Genomic DNA, 20,785 nt, shown 5'->3' on the forward strand with positions numbered 1-20,785 from the left:
ACGGATCGGTCTCCCGACCTCAGCCGCGCAGCGCTTCGCCGAGCTTCACCCGGGCGCCCATGCGCAGCAGCGAGTTCTCGTAGATCTTCGCGCCGACCAGGATCGCCCCGATGCAGCTCGCCAGCAGGATCACGAGCGAGACCAGCGGCTCCCACCACATCGCCTCGCCGACGAACAGGCGCACCGGCATCGCGACCGGAGCGGAGAACGGCACGTACGACAGGACGGTCATCACCAGTGGGTTGTCGTTGAAGAAGATCACCAGGAAGTACGGCGCCATCACCAGCATCATCAGCGGCATCGTGGTCGAGCCGATGTCCTCCTGGCGCGAGACCATCGCCGCGGCAGCCGAGTAGAGGGATGCCAGCAGGATGAAGCCGAACAGGAAGAACACCGCGAACCACAGCACGGGCGCCCCGATGCCGGCGAGCAGCTCGTTCTGACCGGTGACGATCAGACCGACGACGGCTATCGCCGCCAGCAGCAGGATCTGCGCCATCGCGAGCACCGTGTTGCCGATGACCTTGCCCGCCAGCAGTGCTCTGGTCGGGATGGCGGAGATGAGCAGCTCGACCACGCGGGTCTGCTTCTCCTCGACCACGCTCTGCGCGATCGTCCCGCCGAAGGTCGACGCCGCCATGAGGAAGATCACGCCGAACCCGATGGCGACGATGTAGCGCACGAACGGGTTCGTCGTCGCCGGCTCCAGGATCTCCACCTCGGGCGACTGAGACAGCCCCATCACGAGGCTGCTCGGCGGGTTCTCCTTCGCGAGGATGACGATGCCGGTCGGGCTGCCCTCGGCGGGCAGCACGGCCGCCGTGACCTCGTCATCCAGCACCAGCCGCTCCGCGGCCGCCCGGTCGGCGACCTCGGTGACCGTCACGTTCGGCAGCGACTCGACCGCCGCGGCGGTCTGCGAGGTCGCGGCGACGGCATCCGGCGCCGGGGACTTGCCCGCGAACCCGCCGATGAGGATTCCGGCCAGGGCGATCAGCAGCAGGATGCCCGTGGAGATCAGGAACGCCTTGCTGCGCAGCTTGGAGCCGATCTCGCGCTCGGCGACGAGCCAGACCGCCGACGCCGGGTTCTGGGGGGAGGGGCTGGTGGACATCACAGGATGACCTCCTTGAAGATCTGGGCGAGGGAGGGATGCTGCGGCGCGAAGCTCGTGACGGCACCGCGGTCGACCGCCAGCCGCAGCACGCGCTGCGCCGTGTCGGGGGAGTCGACGTCGAAGAGGGCGGAGCCGGCTTCGAAGTCGATGACGCTCACGCCGGGCTCGCCGCGCAGCCACCCGGCATCGCCGTCGGTGTCGAGCTGATAGCGCAGAGTGGAGTGCTGCGCCCGCAGCTGCTCGCGGGAGCCGGCGGCGCGGATCGTGCCCCCGGCGATGATGATGAGGTCGTCGCAGAGGCGCTCGACGACGTCGAGCTGGTGCGACGAGAAGAGGATCGCGGTGCCCTGCGCGGCGCGCTGCTGCAGCACCTCGGCGACCACGTCGACCGCGATCGGGTCGAGCCCGGAGAACGGCTCGTCGAGGATGAGCACCTCGGGGTCGTGCACGAGGGCGGCGGCGATCTGCGCGCGCTGCTGGTTGCCCAGCGACAGCGATTCGATCATGTCGTCCAGGCGCTCTCCGAGCCCGAGCTCCCGGAGCAGGGCGGTGGCGCGCGCCGTGGCATCCGTCTTGTCGAAGCCGTGCAGACGGGCGAGGTACACGACCTGCTCGAGCACCTTCATCTTCGGATACAGGCCCCGCTCCTCCGGCATGTACCCGAAGCGGCGCCGGTCGGCGGTGGTCACCGGTGCGCCGCCCAGTGTGACGGTGCCGCCATCCGCGGCGAGCACGCCGAGGATGATGCGCATCGTGGTGGTCTTGCCCGCGCCGTTGCCGCCGACGAATCCGGTCAGCCGCCCGGGGGCGACGTCGAAGCGGATGTCATCGAGCACCGTGCGCGAGCCGTAGCTCTTGGTGATCCCGTCGAGATGCAGATTGCCTGTCACTTGATCCCGCTCCGTTCGCTCATGCCTCCACGCTAGAGACGACAGGTGCCAGGGGGCATCCCCCGTGCGGCGGATTCCGATCGTCCGCCCGCGGATGGACTCAACCGCGGCCGGCGCGCAGCGCGCCGCGGACGACGAGGCCCGCGACCAGTGCCCAGAACGCCGCGCTGACGCCGAACAGGGCGATGCCGGATGCCGCGACCAGGAAGGTGATCACCGCCGGCATCCGCTCACCCGGCTCATCGATCGCCTGCTGCACGGCCGAGCCGAATGCGGCGAACAGCGCCAGGCCCGCCACCGCGGGGATGACCGCGACCGGGGCCAGCAGCACGAGAGCGGCGAACACGGCTGACAGTCCGCCGAGCACGATGTAGGACAGGCCGGTCGAGACGCCCGCGACCCAGCGGCGGGCGGGATCGGGCTCGGCGTCGGGTGCCGCCGCGAGCGCCGCGCTGATCGCCGCGAGATTGATGGCATGGCCGCCGGCTGCGGCGCCGAGGGCCGAGCCGGCGCCGGTGACGAGCATGGCGGGACGCCAGGGCACCTCGAATCCGAAGCTGCGCATGACGGCGATTCCGGGCACGTTCTGAGAAGCCATGGTGACGATGAACAGTGGCAGCGCGATCCCCGCGATGGAGCCGACCGTGAACGTCGGGGCGGTCAGCTGCACGGCCGGTACCAGCACCGCCGGGTCCACCTGGGTGCCGGTGCGGGCGATGCCGGTGATGACGACGACCGTGGCTGCGACGAACGCCGCCGGCACCGCCCACCGCGGCGCGAGCCGGGTGAAGACCAACCACGTGACGACCACCGGCGCGACGCCCCACGGGTTCTCCACGATCCCCGTGACCGGAGCCAGACACAGCGGCAGCAGGACGCCCGCGAGCATCGCCTGCGCGATCGACGGGGGGATGGCCGCGATCAGCGACCCCAGTCGGGGCACCAGCGCGGTGAGCAGGATGAGCCCCGCGACGATCAGGAAGGCGCCGACCGCGGCGGGCCAGCCGCCCTCGACGGCGCTCGTCGCCGCGAGCAGCGCGGCTCCTGGCGTCGACCAGGCCGCGGTGATCGGCATCCGGTACCGCCAGGCGAGCACCACGCAGGCGACGCCCATCGTGAGGCTGAGTGCGAGCAGGCCGCTCGCGGCCTGCTCCGGGCTGGCGCCCACGGCGTCCAGGCCGGTCAGCACCACGGCGAACGAGCTCGTGAAGCCGACGAGAGCGGTCACGACGCCGGCGGTGACCGGTCGTGAGAGGGAGGGACGGGCGGTGACTGTCATCGGCTCCTCGTCGGGCAGGATGCTCCGAGGCTATCGTCACACGAAGAAACCTTTCTATTCGCGGGAATAGAGTTGTGATGCAGCCGGTTCTTCCTGCTGTCAACCGCTCTTCAGGACAAGGATCTCCATGACCACCATCGGCTACATCGTCGGCAGCCTCTCCAGCACGTCCATCAACCGCACCCTGGCCAGCGCGCTGGCCAAGCTGGCGCCCGAGGGCGTGGAGTTCCGCGAGATCCCGATCAAGGACCTGCCGTTCTACTCGCCCGCTTTCGACGGCTCCTTCCCGCAGTCGGCCCTCGACTTCAAGCAGGCCATCGCCGACGCCGACGGCGTGCTCATCGTCACCCCCGAGTACAGCCGCTCCATCCCGGGCGTGCTCAAGAACGCCCTCGACTGGTCGGCCCGCCCCTACGGGCAGGCGTCCTTCGACGGCAAGCCCACCGCCGTCATCGGCGCCTCCGGCGGCGGCATCGCCACGGCGGCCGCACAGCAGCACCTGCGTGCGATCCTCGGCCACTACAACGCCGTCACCATGGGCCAGCCCGAGGGCTTCATCCAGTTCACCCCCGGTCTCATCGACGCCGACGGCGACGTGACCGTCGAGAGCACCAAGGAGTTCCTGGCGTTCTACCTGCAGTCCTTCCTGACGCTGATCGCTCGCGTCGAGGCGGCTCGCAAGCACGTCTGATCCGACCCATCGGATGCCCTGGAGCCACGAGGCCCGGGGCATCCGTCGTCTCCGGGCCGCGACGTCAGGTCAGTCCGTGCCGATGGGCGAGCACGATCGCCTGCACCCGGTCTCTCGCGCCGAGTTTCTGCAGCACGCGGGACACGTGGGTCTTCACGGTCGCCTCGCCGATGAACAGCGCCGCGGCGATCTCGGCGTTGCTGCGGGCATCCGCCATCAACGCGAGCACCTCGCCCTCGCGCTCGGTGAGCGACTCGGACGGCACGCCATCCGTCCTGATACGGGGCGGCGCGACGACCGGGGCAGGGGCGGGCGGCTGGGCGGCGAAGCGCGCCAGCACCCGCCGGGTCACCTCGGGCGCGAGGATGCCGTCGCCCGCGGCCAGGGCGCGCACCGCCGTGATCAGCTCCTCCGGGCCCGCGTTCTTCAGCAGGAAGCCGCCGGCGCCGGCATCCAGCGCCTGGAAGAGGTACTCGTCGCGGTCGAAGGTGGTGACGATGGCGACGGATGCCGTGATCGCCGGATCCGCCACGATGCGCCTGGTCGCCTCGATGCCGTCCATGTCGGGCATCTGCACGTCCATCGTGATGACGTCGGGCTGCAGTCGGGCCGCGAGCGCGACGCCCTCCGCCCCCGTCGCCGCCTCGCCGACCACCTCGATGTCGGGCTGCGTGCCCAGGATGGTGCGGAAGCCCGCCCGCAGCATCGCGTGGTCGTCGACGAGCAGCACGCGGATCATCGCACGGCCTCCTTCCGCGCCGGGGCGAGCGGCACGCTGGCGCGCACCCGGAACCCGCCCTGCGGGCGGGGGAGCAGCTCGATCGAGCCGCCGGATGCCAGGGCCCGCTCGCGCATGCCCAGCTGGCCGAGCCCGGGGCGCAGGCCGGCGATGGGCCGGCCGGTGTTCACCACCTCCAGCTCCACGGCATCGGTCCCGTAGCGCACCCGCACGTCGGCCTTCGCGCCGGCGCCCGCATGCCGGCGGGCGTTCGTGAGCGCCTCCTGCGCGATGCGGTACAGGTTCACCCCGACGGTGCTCGGGACGGCCACCGGCTCGCCGATCACCGCGTACTCGGTGGGCAGCCCGGCATCGCGAGAGGACTGCGCCAGCCGCTCGATGTCGGTGAGCCCGAACGTCGAGGGCCCCTCCTCGCCGTCCCCGGGCGCACGCAGCGTCTCGAGCAGCTGCCGGAAGTCGCGGATCGCCTCTCGCGACGCCTCCTCGATGCCGGTCAGCATCCGCTTCGCCTGCGCCGGGTCCTGCTCGACGACCAGCCGCGCGGCGCCCGCCTGCACGCCCATCACCGAGACGTGGTGCGCGACGACGTCGTGCAGCTCGCGCGCGATGCGCACGCGGTCGAGCGCCACAGCCTGCGCGGCGGTGAGCTCGCGCTCGGCCTCGAGCTCACGGGTGCGCTCTTCGAGCGCATGCCGCTGGGCGGCCGCCTGCCACGAGCGCTCACCGAAGTAGTACGCACCGCCGAAGTAGAGCACGTTGAGCAGCAGCTGGATCATCATGAAGGCCACGTACGGCGAGAACAGGCCCGCAGCCATGTCGGCCTGGCCGGCCTCGGCGATCGCATCGCGGTACATCACCACGATGAGCCAGGCGAACATCCCGATGATGATGCCGACGCGCACGATCTTCGCCGTGCGCCGGTCGTGCATCCAGGCGCCCACGGTGTAAAGCGCCACGAACATCGTGATGTTCAGCACATACACCTCCGGCACCCGCAGGGTCACGCTGAGGAACATGGTCAGGGCGATGACGATCGCCACCGGGGCCGGCCAGCGGCGGCGCACCGCCAGCGGAGCCGAGACGACGACGACCACCACGAGAGCCGACCACATCGGCGCCTGCTCGTCGCCGTACAGCCCGGCGACGGTCGACAGGCCCGCGCTGATCACGCCCCCGACGAGCATGACCGCCGCCAGCAGCAGGTCCTGACGCCGGTCGTGAGATGTCGGCGTGCGGGTGAAAGGGGTCTGCGGCATCCTTCCAACCTAGGAGCAGTGCGACGCGGGGGCATCCCCCGCAGGGCGGAGTCAGGCTCGGAGCCCGGATGCACCGTAGGCATCCCCGGCGCGTGTCGTCAGCGCGGCCGCCTTCGCCCCGACGGCGGGGTCAAGCGAAGATCATCGGCAGATCGTCGTCGTCCTCGGCGCCGCCCAGGTCGAGATCGACGACCACCGGCACGTGGTCGCTGGGCTGCTCGCCCTTGCGCTCGTCGCGGTGGATCGATGCGCCGGTCACCGCGTCGGCGAAGGTCGGCGAGCCCAGCACGAAGTCGATGCGGATGCCCTCGTTGCGGGGGAACTTCAGCCGCTGGTAGTCCCAGTAGGTGAATCCCTCGGGGATCAGCGGGCGCACCACATCCTTCACGCCCGCGGACTCCAGGGCGAAGAACGCGTCGCGCTCGGGCGGTGACACGTGGGTCGAGAAGCCCTGCACGATGGCCGGGTCGCCGTTGTCGTGGTCGAACGGGATGATGTTGAAGTCGCCCACCAGGGCGAGCGGCAGCGCGGGAACCGCGGCGAGCTCGGCGGCGGTCGCGGTGCGCAGCGCCTCGAGCCAGTGCAGCTTGTAGACGTAATGCTCATCGCCCAGCGAGCGGCCGTTGGGAACGTACAGGCTCCACACCCGCACGCCGTCGACCATCGCGCCCAGTGCGCGCGCCTCGAGCGGCGCATCCGGCCCCTCGTGCCCCTTCGCGAACCCGGGCTGGCCCTCGAACGAGGTGCGCACGTCGGTCATCGGCAGACGGCTCGCGATCGCGACGCCGTTCCACTGGTTCAGCCCGTGCGCCTCGACGTGGTACCCGGCCTCCTCGAACGGCGCGTACGGGAACTGCTCGGGCTTGCACTTGATCTCCTGGAGCGCGAGCACGTCGATGTCCTCGCGCACGGCGAAGTCGACGGCGCGCGCCACACGCGTGCGGATCGAGTTGATGTTCCAGGTGGCCAGACGCATGCATCCAGCCTATTGCGGGGCGCCGACGCGCCTCACCGGCTTCATCGCCTCCAGCGCCCGCCCTCCAGATGCTGTCGTCGCAGTTCAGCGAGCCGGGCCTCCTGGGCCCGCTTCCGCCGGCGCCGCACACCGAGGTACGGAAGCCGGTCGAGGAACTCGCGACCGGCACTTCTCGTGAAGTTCTCCACGACGAAGGGCGGACCGACCATCACCGCGAAGCCCCCGACTGCTGCCGCCCACTCGTGCCATTCCCAGTCCATGGAGAGGGTGCCTCCGCCCAGACCGAAAAGCACGACCGAGGCTGGAAGCGCGAACAGGGCGAGTATCACCAGGAGCAGACAGAACCAGAAGAATCCGCCGGCGATCGCCAGCGGCACGATCAGGACGCAGCCGATGGGCATCCCTCCCGTCGTCCCGCTCCCGTACTGATTCCCCCAGGCGGCGCCTCCGACGGTGAGCAGCGGGAGCCCGACGCCGACGAGGAGGATCAGCCACCCGTTGGCTCCGAAGCCGACCATGGTGCTGACCGCCCACCACGTGATGAGCAGGCCGACGAAGCCGATCACGACGGCGATGGCGTAGACGACCATGAACTTCAGCGCCCAGCCGAAACCGATGAGCCACCCCCGGGCCGGGAAGCTGAAGAACCAGAAGAAGGCCCGGAGGAAGAGACCGATGCTGCTGGTCCCCACACCTCGGTGCGCGCGGATCACGACGAACGCCGCGACGGCTGCGGCGATGAGCCCGAGCACCGGCAGAAGCCCGATGATGAGCAGTGCGGTGCCGGGTTCGACGGACCCCCGGAATCCGAGGGTCGCCGTGAACGCCATCCCCACGAGCGCGAAGACAAGAGCCTGGACGAGCCAGCTGAAGGGGATCCACAGAATCGACGCGACGGTCTTGCGCGTACTGCGGAGGTAATCGGGCATGGGCAGCCTTTCGGGGGCGGCGAGACGGCGGGGACGGACGCTCAGCTCGGCGGAAGGTCGCCGACGCGGGTGACGGTGCCGGACTGCTCGTCCCAGGCGTACGTGGAGGTCGCCTTGCTCGCGGGTCCCGCGCTGTCGGAGCCGGGCCACATGAAGGTCAGGGCCACGCTGCCATCCGAAGCGCGGACCGCCGGAGTCTCGGAATCGACGGAGTACTTCGAGACCGTCGCACTCGGCACGTATTCGCCCTCGTGGAAGAACAGCACGGGAGTGACCGAGAATCGCGTGCAGCAGGGCTCTGGTCGCAGCACGATCCAGGAGAGTGCAGCGCACTCGTCGTAGCCGGTCACATCGCTGTACCGGGAGGAGAGGTCCCAGGGGCCTCCTGCGACTCCGGCTCCCCACTTCGAGAGGGCGTCGGCTCCCGTGAGCCCCGAGCAGCGCCGGTCGTCCCCCGCTCCGGAGGATTCGGGGCCCGGGGCCCCGCTGAGCGACGGGTTCACGGCGAGCACTCCGTCCAGGGCCGCCTGTGCGTACTCCCGCTGCCCCGAATGGTCGAGGATCGCGATCCAGACGTCTCCGACGAAGAGATGCGTGATCCTGGTCGCGCTCATGTAGGAATTGGGCGCCGGACTCTCGTAATCGAAGCTCCTGGCGTCTCCGAGCACCGATTCGGTGACCATCGGATCAGCCCGCAGCGCCTCGATGAGGGGCGTTCGGTCCGGTTCCGCGATCTCAGCCACGTACTCGGTCACGGTGCCTTCGGAGTGGACGGGCCAGCGACATCCCCGGTGCTGCACGGCCTGGGCCATCGCCTTCTGGGCTGCGGGGCCCACGACCTCGTCGAACGTGACCAGATCCGTCTCCCCGGCAGGCTCCGCGAACATCTCCACACCGAAGTCCTCGTACTCCCGCTGCGCCGTCGCGTTCATGCCGTCGCAGTTCGGCAGGACCACCGGTCGGGACGTCGGGCTCGACGTCGGGGACGCCTGCGCGCCCGTCGGCTTCGGGGTCGTCTGCGTCTCCGCCGCTCCACTGCATCCCGCAAGCGCGAGCGTTCCGATCAGGCTGAGCGCGAGTACTCCCCGCAGGAGCTTGCTCTGGCGACGTCGCACGGTTCCTCGTTCCCCTCAGTCCATGGCGCACCGAGGCAGATGCCGCCGACGCCACGCTAGGCGGAGAGCGGCTGCGAGCCGCAGGATTCCGGGGATTTCGCACAACCCTGAACAGCTCGAATGTATGATTGGGCCCGTCGAATCGAGCCCCTGTGCCGCAGCTGCCGTGCGGGCCCCGCAACAGGAGAGCGAAGATGCAGAGTCCGGAATCCTCTCCGCAGCAGGAATCCTTCGACAGGATCGCCCGCGATCTGCAGGAGCTCCGGGAAGCAGCCGGCCATGTCTCCTACGCCGAGCTGGTGAGACGCATCACCGATCTTCGGCTGCGAAGGGGCATCCCCGCCGCGGCCGCGATCCCCGCTCGGTCCACCGTCTACAACGCCTTCAAGACCGGCCGGAGCCGGTACGACACGGAGCTGCTCCGGGACATCGTCGTCGCACTCGGAGAGGACGACGTGGCCACCGATCGATGGCTGCGGCGATCCAGGGACGCCCGGAGAGCGAAGTCCGCGGTCCCATCGGCACCCGCACCGATCCCGGTGCTCCCGAGCCCCGGCTCCGCCGTGCCCCGGAGGGTCCCCGCGCTTGCGCTGCTGCCGCTGCTCTTCGGCTTCGTGGTGCTCAACCACGCCTCTCACTGGTTCATCGCGGCATCGCTGGACCTTCCCGTCTACCTCGACATGATCGGCACTGCCGCAGCCGCGCTGGCTTTCGGGCCCTGGCACGGCGTGGCCGTGGCGATCGCCACCGGGTTCACCGGGCCGATCTTCGAAGAGGGCATCCTGGCCTTCACCCTGGTCAACATCACCGGAGCGCTGGTCTGGGGCTACGGAGTCCACCGCACCCGACTCGGCCGAGACATCCTCAGCTTCTTCTTCCTCACCCTGCTGGTGGCCACGGCCTGCAGCTTCGTGGCGACGCCCATCCTCGTCGTGCTGCGGGGAGGCGCCTACGGTGTCATCGGCCGGATCGCGGAATCGCTCCAGGAAGCCGGGATGCCCTTCATCGTGGCCACCTTCACCTCGAACATCTCGACATCCGTCCTCGACAAGCTGCTCACGGGTTTCATCGCCCTTGCGATCTTCGCGGGACTCCACACCAGGATGCGACTGTCCGCGAAGCACATGCCCCTCATCGAGGATCTCGGTGTCCTCAGGGAAAGGCCCGCTCGGACCTCCTTCAACACGGTTTTCGCACAACCCTGAACAGCAGGCAGTGCTCCGAGCACCGCAGGTGTCAATAGCGTCGGAGCCATGGGATCAAAGCTCGCTCGCGGCCTCGCACTGACCACCACGGCACTGCTGATGACCGGCGCCACCGCTTGCGCCGGAACTCCGGAGTCGTCGACCGAGCCGTCCACAGCCGAGATCGCCGCGCAGCAGCCGGCCACCTCCCCGAAGCCACTCGGACTCGCCGAGGCACAGGGCGACATCCCGTGGCCGGAGGGGATGACGCTCCCGGTGCCCGAGAGCATGAGCTTCGACGGCATCGACAGCCACTTCGCCTGCGACGGCACCCTCCTCGCCGTGCTCATCACGAGCCCGGACGCCACGGAGGAGACCACGCAGGCCTACCTCGAGAGCGTGCAGGATCTCTTCGCGATTCCCGCGGATGTCAGAAGCGGCCACGGGCAGGATTCGATCCGGGATCGGGTCACGGACGGTCTGAAAGCGGATGGCCACATCCAGGACGAGCCCAGTGCGATGGACGCCACCAAGATCGTCGGCTGGGAGACTCTTCCCACCGGCGGCTACCGATTCCATCTGCAGGAGACGGCGAAGCCGGGAATCCCGGTCCATGTGGCGAACACGCCGGCCGAGAGCTGGACCGATTTCCCTCACCCGGACGCGTCCTTCAAGGACTGCGAAGCCCGCGAATCGAGCGCCTACCGAGAGGGCGAGGGCTTCACCCCGGCATCGACCACGTGGACGTTGAAGGGGCCGCCGGAGATCCAGCCGCAGGTCGGTGAATGGATGAAGGGGCTGGCCGCGGACGGCTGGAGCCTCAGCGGTGCCACGGAGAGCGGGCCGAAGCCCGGAGCCGCCGATTCGATTCTCGAGTCGGAGGATCACACCGCGCAGTACATCCTCGGATCGGACTTCTCCGTCACGCTCGTCGTGAGCGATCGGAAGCTCGACAGATTCCTCGGACTCTGAGGGCTCCGGCTCAGCGCTCGGCAGGGTCGGCGGTGCCGATCAGGATGCCGCGGGCGAGCGTGTGGAAGTGCCGGTTGAAGCCCAGCACCGCCGGCGTCTCCTGGCCGTCGAGGTCGAGTCGCTCGACGTCGAGCGCGTCGATCACGAAGAAGTAGCGGTGCACGCCGGTTCCGGGCGGGGGAGCCGCGCCGATGAAGCGCTGCAGGCGAGCCTCGTTCGGCATGACCTTCGCGCCGTCGGGCAGGCTCGCCGCGTCACCGTCGCCGGCCGGCAGCGAGCGCAGATCGGCGGGAAGGTCGAACGCCGCCCAGTGCCAGAATCCGGAGCCGGTGGGTGCATCCGGGTCGAAGCAGGAGATCGCGAAGCTCTTCGTGCCGGCCGGGGGCTGAGACCACTGCAGGGCCGGATGCCTGTCCTCGCCCCCGCGGCTGGAGGACCAGGCCGACAGGGGCATCGGCCCGCCGGGAGGCAGCTCGGGGCTGGTCAGCTCCAGCGGCGGCACCGGGCGCAGCTCGGCGAGGGCGGCATAGGGATCGTAAGAGAACATGAGACCTCCGGATGCCACGCTAATCGCGCACGATCGGCAGAACCAGCCCCGAATACACTGGAGCCGTGACCGATCTCGCAGCCGACCGCCAGGCCCTGCTCGACCTCATCACCGCCGAGGCGGTGTTCCACGGCGACTTCACGCTCTCCAGCGGCAAGAAGGCGACGTACTACGTCGACATGCGCAAGCTCACCCTCGACCACCGCGCCGCTCCCGCGATCGGGCGCATCATGCTCGATCTCATCAAGGACCACGACGTCTCCGCCGTCGGCGGGCTCACCCTCGGCGCGGACCCCATCGCGAACTCCGTGATGCACGCCTCGGTGGCCTCCGAGCGTCCGCTCGACGCCTTCGTCGTGCGCAAGGAGCCCAAGGACCACGGTCGCGGCCGCCAGGTCGAGGGCGCCGACGTGTCGGGCCGGCGGGTGATCGTGCTCGAGGACACCTCGACCACCGGTCAGTCGGCACTCAAGGCCGTCGAGGCGCTGCGGCGAGAGGGCGCCGAGGTCGTCGCGGTGGCCGTCATCGTCGACCGCAGGACCGGCGCCCAGGCCGCCGTCGAGGCCGAAGGCCTGGAGTGGCTGGCCGCGTTCGATCTCGACGATCTGGGGCTCGACCCGCAGTAGTTCCGGATTCAAGGGCGGCGGCCGGCGGCGGCGTCCGCGACGACTTTGGCGATGCGCTTCGCGCGGGTCTCGGGGCGCTTGGCCGTGGCGATCTGTGTGAGGCCGAACTTCTTCACCGACTTCGGAAACGCGTCCCAGGCGGCTCGTGCCGCGGGAACGGCATCGAGGGCGGATGCCAGGTCGCCGGGCTCCACACCGGCCTCGGGACCGTCGAGCATCGTCCACGACCCGTCGGCCTTCGCGGCCTCGATCGCCCGGACGCCCGCCGGCGCCAGCAGGCCGGCCGCTTCGAGCTCGACGAGGCGCGCCTTGTTCGTCGCGGCCCAGCCGCTGCCGCGCCGCCGTGGGGAGAACCACTGGCCCGCCTGGCTCCCGTGTCCGGTCTGATCGTCGGTGAAGGTGCGCACCGGTCCGTCGATCCAGCCGAAGCACAGCGCCTGGCGCACGGCGTCGTCATAGCCCACGCCGTCGGCCGAGGAGCCGCGCACGTTCAGCAGCCAGACGCCGGCCGCCGAGGCGTGATTGGCCTCCAGCCAGTCGCGCCAGGCCGCAGCATCCGCCGCACGGATCCGCTCGCCGTCGTCGAGAGCACCCATCGATTCCTCCACTCGAGCGCGCCGTTCCGTCCCGCGCGATGCTGCGCTCAGCATAGACGGGGCATCCGACCTGGACCTGGCAACGTTTTCATGGGAATCTTCCGTGTGTGGGGAATCTGAGCGGTGAGAACGCCGACGCCGCGGGCCGGCCGACCATGAAGGACGTCGCAGCCCGCGCCGGCGTCGGGCTGTCGACGGTGTCACGCGTCGTCTCCGGGAAGGGCGGCGTCAGCCGCCCCAAGCGCACGGCGGTCGAACGTGCTGTCGCAGAGCTCGGCTACAGCCGCAACGACTTCGCCCACACCCTGCGCACCGGATCGGCTCGCACGATCGGAGTGGTGGTCACGCGCATCTCGGATCCCTTCTTCGCTCAGCTGGTCAGCACGGTCGAGCAGTGCGCGCAGGAGCGCGACCTGCTCGTGCTGGTGACGTCCACCGGCGACGACCCGGCGGAGGGCGAGCGCGTGCTGCGACGGATGCTGAGCCGCCGCCTCGACGGGCTGATCGTCGTCGCGCACGAAGAGGCCGATGTCTCCTTCCTGGCGGCGGAGAAGGCCGCGGGCACGGACATCGTCTTCGTCGACCGGCCGCCGCACGGTCTGCATGCCGACCTCGTCGTGGTGGACAACGAGAAGGGTGCGGCCGATGCCGTGGCGCACCTGGTCCAGGCGGGGCACCGCAGCATCGGCTGTCTCGCGCACACTTCCGGCAGATTCACCTCCGAGCACCGTCAGGCCGGCTTCCGCCGCGGTGTGCGCGACGCCGGGCTCCCGGCGCGCGCAGAGCTCATCGTCGCGGTCGACGACGACGTCGACGTCTGCGTCGAGGCGCTGCGCGAGATGTTCTCGCTGGATGACCCGCCCACGGCGCTGTTCACCACGAACAGCCGCACGACGAAGGCCGTGCTGAAGGCGCTCCGGCTGCTCGACGCGCATCCCGCGCTGGTCGGATTCGACGACTTCGAGCTCGCCGAGCTGATGACGCCTCCCGTGACCACCATCGCGCAGGACCCGTGGGCGATCGGCGAAGCCGCGGCGGGACTGCTCTTCGACCGGATCGCCGGCCTGTCCGGACCCGAGCGCCGCATCGTGCTCGGCACCCGCCTGGTCGAGAGGGGCTCGGGCGAGGAGCCTCCGGTCTGACGGCATGCCGATCGACCCGGCGTTATCCGGTTGTGACGTCTCGACGGTTGCGCTTGGCAACGTTTTCAGATTCGATGGCAAAGAGCCGGCGGAATGCGGGCTGTCACCATCCAATGGAGGATCACATGCGCAAGGCACTCGCCGCAGCAGCGGGTCTCACGATCACCGCGCTCGCGCTCGCCGGCTGCTCCGGCACCGCGGACGACGGCGGCAGCAACGGCGGCTCGGACGACGCCAGCCAGGTCGAGGTGTTCACCTGGTGGGCATCCGGCTCCGAGAAGACGGGCCTCGACGCGCTCGTCAAGGTGTTCGGCGAGCAGTACCCCGACACCGAGTTCGTCAACGCGGCGGTCGCCGGAGGCGCGGGCTCCAATGCGAAGAACGCCCTCGCGTCGCGCCTGAAGGCGAACAATCCGCCGGACTCGTTCCAGGCGCACGCCGGTGCCGAGCTCACCGACTACATCGAAGCGGAGAAGATCGAGGACCTCAGCTCCTTCTACGAGGACAACGGCCTGAACGACGTCTTCCCGTCGACGCTGATCGACCGACTGACCGTCGACGGCAAGATCTACTCGGTGCCCAGCAACATCCACCGGGCCAACGTCGTGTGGGTCAACACCGACCTGCTGACGCAGGCCGGCATCGATCCCATGAAGGCTCCGGCTGATCTGGACGCCTGGCTCGCCGACATGAAGAAGCTGAAGGACGCGGGGGTCGAGACGCCGCTGTCGGTCGCCACCGACTGGACGCAGGTGCAGCTGTTCGAGAACGTGCTGCTCGCCGACCTGGGCGCCGAGGGCTACCAGGGGCTGTGGGACGGCTCCACGGCATTCGACGACGCCGAGGTCACCACGGCGATCGAGCACTACACGGAGCTGCTCTCGTACGCCAACACGGACGGCACCGGCCAGGACTGGCCGGTCGCGACGGACATGGTCATCGACGGCACGGCCGCCTACAACGTGATGGGCGACTGGGCGCTGGCCGAGTTCGACGCCAAGGGCAAGGCCTACGGCACGGACTACACCACCTGGCCGACTCCGGGGACCGACGGCATGTTCGACTTCCTCGCCGACTCCTTCACGCTCCCGGTCGGCGCGCCCCACGCCGGTGGGGCGAAGAACTGGCTGAAGACCATCAGCTCGGCCGATGGCCAGAAGGCGTTCAACCTCGCCAAGGGGTCCATCCCCGCGCGCACCGACGCCGTCGCGACCGACTACCCGGAGTACCAGCAGGGTGCGATGGCCTCGTTCGCCGAGGACACGGTCGTCAGCTCGCTGGCGCACGGCGCCGCGGTGAAGGTCTCCTGGCTGAACGACATCACCTCCGCCATCGGACAGTTCGTCTCCACGAAGGACGGCAAGTCGCTTCAGGACGCACTCGTGCAGGCGCAGGCCAAGGGGCTCGGCGAGTAACATTCCGCACCGCGCGGGGCGACGCGACCGCGTCGCCCCGCGCGCATCCCCGTCTGAAGGAGGACGCCGATGCGCAAGGGCATCCGCAACTGGGGGCCGCCGCTGCTGCTGATCTCGCCGACGATCGTGCTGCTGGGCGTCTTCGTCTACGTGCTGATCGGCGTGAACTTCTCCACAGCCATGACCAAGGACTCGGCGCTGAGCGCATCCGAGTTCGTCGAGCTGCAGAACTTCACCGACCTGCTCACCGAGCCGCGGTTCCTGCACTCGCTGGCCAACCTCGGCATCTTCACCCTGTTCTTCATGGTGGGCACCATGCTGTTCGGGTTCCTCTGGGCCTGGATGCTGGACAAGGGCGTGAGCGCCGAAGGCGTGTTCCGCTCCGTCTACCTCTTCCCGATGGCCGTCTCCTTCGTCGCCTCCGGCGTCGTCTGGCGCTGGCTGCTCAGCTCGGCGCAGGGAGAGCGCGCGTCGGGGCTGAACCGCATGCTGGAGTCCATCGGGCTCGGCGGCCTGCAGAACGACTGGTACAACCAGCCGCTGTGGGGAATGGCGGCGATGGCGATGCCCGCGATCTGGCAGCTCTCCGGCTACGTGATGGCGCTGTTCCTCTCCGGCTTCCGCGGCATCCCCGAGGAGCTGCGCGAGGCGGCCCGCATGGACGGCGCCAGCGAGTGGAAGCTCTACCGGCACGTCGTCTTCCCGCAGCTGAGCCCGGTGGCTCTCTCGGCCCTCGTCATCGTCGCCCACATGTCGCTCAAGGTCTTCGACCTGATCATGGCCGTCACCGGCCCGGTCTACATCACCGAGGTCCCCGCGACCTACATGTGGACGGCACTCACCGGCGGTGAGTACGGCAAGGCGTCGGCGATCGCCACCGTGCTGCTGCTGCTGGTCTGCATCTTCATCGTGCCGTACCTGATCTCCACGGCCCGCGCCGAGAGGAGGGCCCGCCGGTGAGTGTCGCGACCGGAATCGAGCGCCGCGTCAGCACCGGCGGCAGCATCCCGACCGCGCACCGCACACGCGCGCGCATGGGCCGCACGGCCAAGTACGCGCTGCTGCTGCTGTTCGTGGTCATCGTCCTGATGCCGGTGTACGTGCTCGTGGTGACCAGCCTCAAGCCCCCGTCGGACGTCAGCGCCGTCACCTCGTGGAGCTGGCCCTCGCTGTGGCCCTGGCAGGCGGACGCCGACGGCCGGACCGGCTTCGGCAACTGGGCGACCGCGTGGGATGCGCTGGCCGCCCCTCTCGGGCGCACCTTCCTGCTGGCCGTCCCCGCCGCGCTGATCTCGGCGATCCTCGGGTCGATGAACGGCTTCGTGCTGTCTCGGTGGCGCTTCCCCTATGCCAACATCGTGTTCACCCTGATCCTGTTCGGCATGTTCATCCCGTACCAGGCGATCATGGTGCCGCTGGTGCAGATGAAGACGTCGCTGGGGATGCCCAGCAGCATCGTCACGCTGCTGATCGTGCACATCATCTACGGACTGCCGATCTGCACGCTGATCTTCCGCAACTACTACGAGGGCGTGCCCGAGGAGCTGATGGAGGCGTCGCGCGTCGACGGCGCGGGCATGCTCGCCTCGTACTGGCGCATCATCCTGCCGTTGTCGCTGCCCGGGTTCGTCGTGACCATCATCTGGCAGTTCACCTCGGCGTGGAACGACTACCTGTTCGCGCTGTTCCTCTCCGACGCGAACCAGGGGCCGGTGTCGCTGTCGCTGGTGAACCTGTCGCAGGGGGCGCAGCTATCGAACTACGGCGCCTCGATGGCGGGTGCGCTGATCGCGTCGATCCCGACGCTGGCCGTGTACATCCTGCTCGGAAAGTACTTCATCGGCGGATTGATGAGCGGGTCGGTCAAGTCCTGACCGCCGTCGACGCCGTCAGCCGCGGGATCCGCGAGGGCGGTCGTCGTCGTCCCACGGGCCCTCGTACCATTCTCCGCGGTTGTCGCGCCGGCGCGGCTTGAGGAGCTGGATGACGACGAGCGTCAGCGAGGCGAGCCCGATCCCGGCCATTGCCATGAACAGAATGTCCTGTTGCGTCATCGTGATCCTCTCGGGGTCAGCCTACGCGCGCCGGGTCTCACGCGGTGAGCCAGATCGCCTCGGCGGCGCCGGCGGGCAGGGTGACGGGTGAGTCGTCGACCCGCACGTCCGGTCCGGATGCCGTGATGCGCGCACCCACGCCGACACCGGCGTCCTCCAGCTGCTGCAGCAGCCCGGGGTCGCGGTCGCTCACCCGAAGCACCCGGCCGGAGTGGCCGGGCGCGGCATCGGCGAGCAGCACGAACGGCTCGCGTTCGGCGCGCCCCCGGGCATCCGGGATCGCATCGCCGTGCGGGTCGAACCGCGGGCGGCCCAGCCGCTCGTCGATCGCGTTCAGCAGCCGATCGCTGATCGTGTGCTCGAGCACCTCGGCCTCGTCGTGCACCTCGTGCCAGGCGTAGCCGTACTCGCTCACCAGCCAGGTCTCGATGAGCCGGTGGCGACGCACGATCTGCAGCGCCCGGTCGCGGCCGGCATCCGTCAGCCGCACCGCCCCGTAGGGCTGGTGCGAGACGAGCCCGGCGGCGGCGAGCTTCTTGACCATCTCGGTGACGCTCGACGGGGCGATGCCCAGCGCCGCCGCGAGCTGGGAGGGCGTGATGGGCGCCTCCTGCCATTCGGTGTGGGCGTAGACCGTCTTCAGGTAGTCGTCGAAGGCCGGGGAGGCGACGGGAGCCATCTCAGGCCCCCAGCGCCGCTAGCAGGCGGAAGGCCTCGCCGCCGGCGAAGAAGAGGATCGCGAAGCCGGCCAGCGCGGCCAGCAGCGAGAGCCTGCCGTCGTAGTCGTTCACGCCGCGCACGCCGATGGCGCGGGCGCGGAAGCCGAAGAAGAGCGCCATCGCGCCGAGCGCCAGCTGCACCCACGGGCCGCCGGCGGGGAGCAGTTTCGGCAGTGCGATCAGCAGCCCCCCGAGAGCCGCCGACACCAGGGCGAACCAGGTCGCCAGGCGCACGGAGCGGCGCGCCTCGGAGTCGTCGCGGTGCTTCTTGGCGGGGGCGGAAGGCATGCCTCGAGCCTACCCGGGGCCCGGTCGCGGCTCAGGCGCCCGTGAGCACCAGCCAGAGCAGCACCGCGTTCAGAGCGATCAGCAGCACGGCGAACAGGATGCCCAGCAGCGTCGTGATGCGTCGGTTCGTGTGGGCGCCCAGCGTGCCACGCTGCGAGGTGAGCGCTACCAGCGGGATCAGGGCGAACGGGATGCCGAACGACAGCACCACCTGGCTCAGCACCAGTGCGAGGGTCGGATCGAAGCCGACGCCGAGGATGACCAGCGCGGGGATCAGGGTGACCAGCCGGCGGGCGAGCAGGGGGATTCGCACACGGAGCAGCCCGTGCATGATCTCGGCACCCGCATAGGCGCCCACCGACGTCGACGCGAGACCGGATGCGAGCAGGCCGACGGCGAAGAGCGTGCCGATCAGCCCGCCGAGGCTGTCGGCGATCGCCCGGTGGGCGCCCTCCAGCGAGTCGGTGCCTTCCACGCCTGCGAGATTGGCGGCGGCCAGCAGCAGGATCGCGAGGTTCACCGAGCCGGCGATGACCATGGCGATCGTGACGTCCCAGCGGGTCGCGGCGAGCACTCTGCGGATCGACGGTGCCGACGCATCTGCCGTGCCCCCGAAGCGGTCGCGTGCGAGCGCGCTGTGCGCGTAGATGGCGTGCGGCATGATCGTCGCGCCGAGGATGGAGGCCGCCAGCAGCACTGAACCGCTGTCGACGAAGCGCGGCAGCATCCCTGAGGCGATCCCGGCGGGGTCCGGCGGTGCGACGAACAGCCCCGCGACGAAGCCGATCACGATCACGGCCATCAGCCCGATGATGACGAACTCGAAGTGCCGCGGCCCGCGCCGGGAGTGCACGGCGAGGAGGACCATCGAGACCGCACCGGTGATCACGCCGCCGTACAGCAGCGGTATGCCGAACAGAAGGTTCAGCGCCACGGCCCCGCCGAGCACCTCCGCGATGTCGGTGGCCATCGCCACCAGTTCGGCCTGGAGCCAGTAGGCGCGTCGCGCCCAGCGGTTGCGGATGCGGGCGCCGAGCACCTCGGGCAGGCTACGGCCTGTCACGACCCCGAGCTTGGCCGACAGGTACTGGATGAGCCACGCCATGGCGTTGCCCGCCAGCACGACCCAGACCAGCAGGTAGCCGTACCGGGCTCCCGCGGTCATGTTGCTGGCGACGTTACCCGGATCGAGGTACGCGACACCCGCGACGAGTGCCGGGCCGAGCAGCGTGAGTCCGCGCCGCGGCATCCGCCGCTGCCGACGCCTCGCCGGAGGGATGCTCACGCTCTGCACAGATTTAGGCATACCGAAACCCTACTCAATTTTTCGGCGTACCTAAATCTCCTTCGGCCGCGTCGTTTCGATGGGCGGTCCTGGGTGCCGCATCCGAGCATCCCCGTCTTCGGGTCGCAGTTGCGCACGCTTTCCCGCGCGTTTTCCGGGAAGAGCTGCGACCTGAACGCTGGCGCGAGCGACTTTCCGGGACGAACTGCGACCTGGGCGGCGGTGCGGCGGGATAGCCTTGCGACGTGGAAGAGCCGGCTCTCGACGCGACGCCCGAGCGCACGACGCATGGCCTCGGGCCGTGGCAAGGGGAGTGGCCGGAGGGCGACTGGTACGACCCCGAGCTGCTGGAGCGCGGCGACACCCGCAATGTGATCGATCGCTACCGGTACTGGCGGATGGAGGCGATCGTCGCCGACCTCGACCTGCAGCGGCATCCGTTCCACGTCGCGATCGAGAACTGGCAGCACGACATGAACATCGGCTCGATCGTGCGCAGCGCCAACGCGTTCCTTGCCGACACGGTGCACATCATCGGCCGGCGACGCTGGAACAGGCGCGGCGCGATGGTCACCGACCGCTACCAGCACGTGGTCCATCACCCCGATGTCGAGACCTTCGCCGCGTGGGCGGCGGATGCCGGCATCCCCGTCATCGCCGTCGACAACGTCGGCGAGGCGGTTCCGGTCGACCGGGCCGAGTTGCCCGAGCGATGCGTGCTGCTGTTCGGTCAGGAGGGCCCGGGGCTTTCGGAGGAGGCGCTCGCCGCGGCATCCGGTCACATCGAGATCACCCAGTACGGCTCGACCCGCTCGATCAACGCGAGTGCGGCCGCGGCCGTCGTGATGTACGAATGGTGCCGCCGGTACGCCTGAGCGGCGACGGTCAGTCGCGCTGGACGATCTCCCATTGAAACGCAGTTCCGCGTACACTGCCGCTCAGTCCCAAACGGATTGGAGTCCGCC

General features: G+C 69.6%; 23 protein-coding genes. 9 read left to right on the forward strand and 14 right to left on the reverse strand.

From position 1 onward, the window contains the following. Positions 1–19 precede the first annotated feature (19 nt). From ACFWHT_RS10905 to ACFWHT_RS10915, 3 genes are all read right to left on the reverse strand, one after another. The gene (locus ACFWHT_RS10905; RefSeq protein ID WP_378828336.1) at positions 20–1,114 is read right to left on the reverse strand and encodes an ABC transporter permease; all 1,095 of its coding nucleotides are present in this window, start codon (positions 1,112–1,114) and stop codon (positions 20–22) included. After that, positions 1,114–2,007 carry an ABC transporter ATP-binding protein gene (locus ACFWHT_RS10910; RefSeq protein WP_378828339.1) on the reverse strand — a complete coding sequence of 298 codons (894 nt, stop codon included), beginning with the start codon at positions 2,005–2,007 and terminating at the stop codon, positions 1,114–1,116. Before ACFWHT_RS10910 ends, ACFWHT_RS10905 begins: the two co-directional genes overlap by 1 nt. Positions 2,008–2,107: 100 nt before the next feature. After that, entirely contained in the window at positions 2,108–3,286 is a 1,179-nt protein-coding gene (locus ACFWHT_RS10915) for a benzoate/H(+) symporter BenE family transporter (protein WP_378828341.1), read from the reverse strand. Between the two features lie 127 nt (positions 3,287–3,413). Between ACFWHT_RS10915 and ACFWHT_RS10920 the strand changes: the two genes are divergently transcribed. Continuing rightward, the gene (locus ACFWHT_RS10920) at positions 3,414–3,977 is read left to right on the forward strand and encodes an NADPH-dependent FMN reductase (protein ID WP_378828343.1); all 564 of its coding nucleotides are present in this window, start codon (positions 3,414–3,416) and stop codon (positions 3,975–3,977) included. 64 nt (positions 3,978–4,041) lie between these two features. Here ACFWHT_RS10920 and ACFWHT_RS10925 read toward each other — a convergent pair whose 3' ends face one another. The 5 genes from ACFWHT_RS10925 to ACFWHT_RS10945 form a co-directional block, all read right to left on the reverse strand. Beyond that, positions 4,042–4,716 (reverse strand): response regulator, encoded by a 675-nt coding sequence (locus ACFWHT_RS10925; protein ID WP_378828345.1) that lies wholly within the window; start codon positions 4,714–4,716, stop codon positions 4,042–4,044. Further along, a complete protein-coding gene (locus ACFWHT_RS10930) occupies positions 4,713–5,972 on the reverse strand; it encodes a sensor histidine kinase (RefSeq protein WP_378828347.1) in 1,260 nt (419 codons plus the stop codon). Before ACFWHT_RS10930 ends, ACFWHT_RS10925 begins: the two co-directional genes overlap by 4 nt. Before the next feature lie 130 nt (positions 5,973–6,102). Then, complete coding sequence (locus tag ACFWHT_RS10935; RefSeq protein ID WP_378828349.1) at positions 6,103–6,948, reverse strand: exodeoxyribonuclease III; 846 nt, start codon at positions 6,946–6,948, stop codon at positions 6,103–6,105. Positions 6,949–6,989: 41 nt separating this feature from the next. Continuing rightward, positions 6,990–7,877 (reverse strand): hypothetical protein, encoded by an 888-nt coding sequence (locus ACFWHT_RS10940; protein ID WP_378828351.1) that lies wholly within the window; start codon positions 7,875–7,877, stop codon positions 6,990–6,992. Positions 7,878–7,918: 41 nt separating this feature from the next. Then, positions 7,919–8,992 carry an LppP/LprE family lipoprotein gene (locus ACFWHT_RS10945; protein ID WP_378828353.1) on the reverse strand — a complete coding sequence of 358 codons (1,074 nt, stop codon included), beginning with the start codon at positions 8,990–8,992 and terminating at the stop codon, positions 7,919–7,921. Between the two features lie 194 nt (positions 8,993–9,186). On the opposite strand from ACFWHT_RS10945, the gene ACFWHT_RS10950 reads away from it, so the two are divergent. Together ACFWHT_RS10950 and ACFWHT_RS10955 are read left to right on the forward strand one after the other, a co-directional pair. Further along, complete coding sequence (locus ACFWHT_RS10950) at positions 9,187–10,197, forward strand: hypothetical protein (RefSeq protein WP_378828355.1); 1,011 nt, start codon at positions 9,187–9,189, stop codon at positions 10,195–10,197. Positions 10,198–10,245: 48 nt separating this feature from the next. Continuing rightward, a complete protein-coding gene (locus ACFWHT_RS10955) occupies positions 10,246–11,148 on the forward strand; it encodes a hypothetical protein (protein ID WP_378828357.1) in 903 nt (300 codons plus the stop codon). Positions 11,149–11,158: 10 nt separating this feature from the next. On the opposite strand, the gene ACFWHT_RS10960 is transcribed toward ACFWHT_RS10955, so the two are convergent. After that, the gene (locus ACFWHT_RS10960; RefSeq protein WP_378828360.1) at positions 11,159–11,695 is read right to left on the reverse strand and encodes a YbhB/YbcL family Raf kinase inhibitor-like protein; all 537 of its coding nucleotides are present in this window, start codon (positions 11,693–11,695) and stop codon (positions 11,159–11,161) included. A 65-nt stretch (positions 11,696–11,760) separates the two neighbouring features. Between ACFWHT_RS10960 and pyrE the strand changes: the two genes are divergently transcribed. Then, a complete protein-coding gene (gene pyrE, locus ACFWHT_RS10965) occupies positions 11,761–12,321 on the forward strand; it encodes an orotate phosphoribosyltransferase (protein WP_378828362.1) in 561 nt (186 codons plus the stop codon). An 8-nt stretch (positions 12,322–12,329) separates the two neighbouring features. Here the strand turns inward: pyrE and ACFWHT_RS10970 are convergent, their stop codons facing one another. Continuing rightward, the gene (locus tag ACFWHT_RS10970) at positions 12,330–12,917 is read right to left on the reverse strand and encodes a YdeI family protein (protein WP_378828363.1); all 588 of its coding nucleotides are present in this window, start codon (positions 12,915–12,917) and stop codon (positions 12,330–12,332) included. Between the two features lie 107 nt (positions 12,918–13,024). On the opposite strand from ACFWHT_RS10970, the gene ACFWHT_RS10975 reads away from it, so the two are divergent. From ACFWHT_RS10975 to ACFWHT_RS10990, 4 genes are all read left to right on the forward strand, one after another. Continuing rightward, positions 13,025–14,059, forward strand: coding sequence for a LacI family DNA-binding transcriptional regulator (locus tag ACFWHT_RS10975; protein ID WP_378828366.1), 1,035 nt, complete (start codon positions 13,025–13,027; stop codon positions 14,057–14,059). A gap of 125 nt (positions 14,060–14,184) precedes the next feature. Continuing rightward, positions 14,185–15,474, forward strand: a complete 1,290-nt coding sequence (locus tag ACFWHT_RS10980; protein WP_378828368.1) for an ABC transporter substrate-binding protein — start codon at positions 14,185–14,187, stop codon at positions 15,472–15,474. Between the two features lie 69 nt (positions 15,475–15,543). Beyond that, complete coding sequence (locus ACFWHT_RS10985; protein WP_378828370.1) at positions 15,544–16,434, forward strand: carbohydrate ABC transporter permease; 891 nt, start codon at positions 15,544–15,546, stop codon at positions 16,432–16,434. Beyond that, positions 16,431–17,348, forward strand: a complete 918-nt coding sequence (locus ACFWHT_RS10990) for a carbohydrate ABC transporter permease (RefSeq protein ID WP_378828372.1) — start codon at positions 16,431–16,433, stop codon at positions 17,346–17,348. The genes ACFWHT_RS10985 and ACFWHT_RS10990 overlap by 4 nt, the downstream gene beginning before the upstream one ends. Before the next feature lie 15 nt (positions 17,349–17,363). Here ACFWHT_RS10990 and ACFWHT_RS10995 read toward each other — a convergent pair whose 3' ends face one another. From ACFWHT_RS10995 to ACFWHT_RS11010, 4 genes are read right to left on the reverse strand one after another with little or no spacing between them, the layout of a single operon-like run. Then, the gene (locus ACFWHT_RS10995; protein ID WP_378828375.1) at positions 17,364–17,528 is read right to left on the reverse strand and encodes a hypothetical protein; all 165 of its coding nucleotides are present in this window, start codon (positions 17,526–17,528) and stop codon (positions 17,364–17,366) included. Between the two features lie 37 nt (positions 17,529–17,565). Beyond that, a complete protein-coding gene (locus ACFWHT_RS11000; RefSeq protein WP_378828377.1) occupies positions 17,566–18,207 on the reverse strand; it encodes a metal-dependent transcriptional regulator in 642 nt (213 codons plus the stop codon). A gap of 1 nt (position 18,208) precedes the next feature. After that, positions 18,209–18,535, reverse strand: coding sequence for a hypothetical protein (locus tag ACFWHT_RS11005; protein ID WP_378828378.1), 327 nt, complete (start codon positions 18,533–18,535; stop codon positions 18,209–18,211). Positions 18,536–18,566: 31 nt separating this feature from the next. After that, positions 18,567–19,841, reverse strand: coding sequence for an Nramp family divalent metal transporter (locus ACFWHT_RS11010; RefSeq protein WP_378828381.1), 1,275 nt, complete (start codon positions 19,839–19,841; stop codon positions 18,567–18,569). Positions 19,842–20,065: 224 nt separating this feature from the next. Between ACFWHT_RS11010 and ACFWHT_RS11015 the strand changes: the two genes are divergently transcribed. Then, positions 20,066–20,695 carry a TrmH family RNA methyltransferase gene (locus tag ACFWHT_RS11015; protein ID WP_378828383.1) on the forward strand — a complete coding sequence of 210 codons (630 nt, stop codon included), beginning with the start codon at positions 20,066–20,068 and terminating at the stop codon, positions 20,693–20,695. Positions 20,696–20,785: the final 90 nt, after the last annotated feature.

The sequence above is a fragment of the Microbacterium sp. NPDC058342 genome (assembly GCF_042723935.1).
Lineage (GTDB): Bacteria > Actinomycetota > Actinomycetes > Actinomycetales > Microbacteriaceae > Microbacterium.

Coding starts and splice junctions, on each gene's coding strand:
- ACFWHT_RS10940 (WP_378828351.1), bottom strand. CDS start 7,877: ATGCCCGATTACCTCCGCAGTACGCGCAAGACCGTCGCGTCGATTCTG.
- ACFWHT_RS10915 (WP_378828341.1), bottom strand. CDS start 3,286: ATGACAGTCACCGCCCGTCCCTCCCTCTCACGACCGGTCACCGCCGGC.
- ACFWHT_RS10995 (WP_378828375.1), bottom strand. CDS start 17,528: ATGACGCAACAGGACATTCTGTTCATGGCAATGGCCGGGATCGGGCTC.
- ACFWHT_RS10925 (WP_378828345.1), bottom strand. CDS start 4,716: ATGATCCGCGTGCTGCTCGTCGACGACCACGCGATGCTGCGGGCGGGC.
- ACFWHT_RS11005 (WP_378828378.1), bottom strand. CDS start 18,535: ATGCCTTCCGCCCCCGCCAAGAAGCACCGCGACGACTCCGAGGCGCGC.
- ACFWHT_RS10970 (WP_378828363.1), bottom strand. CDS start 12,917: ATGGGTGCTCTCGACGACGGCGAGCGGATCCGTGCGGCGGATGCTGCG.
- ACFWHT_RS10955 (WP_378828357.1), top strand. CDS start 10,246: ATGGGATCAAAGCTCGCTCGCGGCCTCGCACTGACCACCACGGCACTG.
- ACFWHT_RS11010 (WP_378828381.1), bottom strand. CDS start 19,841: ATGCCTAAATCTGTGCAGAGCGTGAGCATCCCTCCGGCGAGGCGTCGG.
- ACFWHT_RS10985 (WP_378828370.1), top strand. CDS start 15,544: ATGCGCAAGGGCATCCGCAACTGGGGGCCGCCGCTGCTGCTGATCTCG.
- ACFWHT_RS10920 (WP_378828343.1), top strand. CDS start 3,414: ATGACCACCATCGGCTACATCGTCGGCAGCCTCTCCAGCACGTCCATC.
- ACFWHT_RS10950 (WP_378828355.1), top strand. CDS start 9,187: ATGCAGAGTCCGGAATCCTCTCCGCAGCAGGAATCCTTCGACAGGATC.
- ACFWHT_RS10935 (WP_378828349.1), bottom strand. CDS start 6,948: ATGCGTCTGGCCACCTGGAACATCAACTCGATCCGCACGCGTGTGGCG.
- ACFWHT_RS10930 (WP_378828347.1), bottom strand. CDS start 5,972: ATGCCGCAGACCCCTTTCACCCGCACGCCGACATCTCACGACCGGCGT.
- ACFWHT_RS10905 (WP_378828336.1), bottom strand. CDS start 1,114: ATGTCCACCAGCCCCTCCCCCCAGAACCCGGCGTCGGCGGTCTGGCTC.
- ACFWHT_RS10980 (WP_378828368.1), top strand. CDS start 14,185: ATGCGCAAGGCACTCGCCGCAGCAGCGGGTCTCACGATCACCGCGCTC.
- ACFWHT_RS10960 (WP_378828360.1), bottom strand. CDS start 11,695: ATGTTCTCTTACGATCCCTATGCCGCCCTCGCCGAGCTGCGCCCGGTG.
- ACFWHT_RS11000 (WP_378828377.1), bottom strand. CDS start 18,207: ATGGCTCCCGTCGCCTCCCCGGCCTTCGACGACTACCTGAAGACGGTC.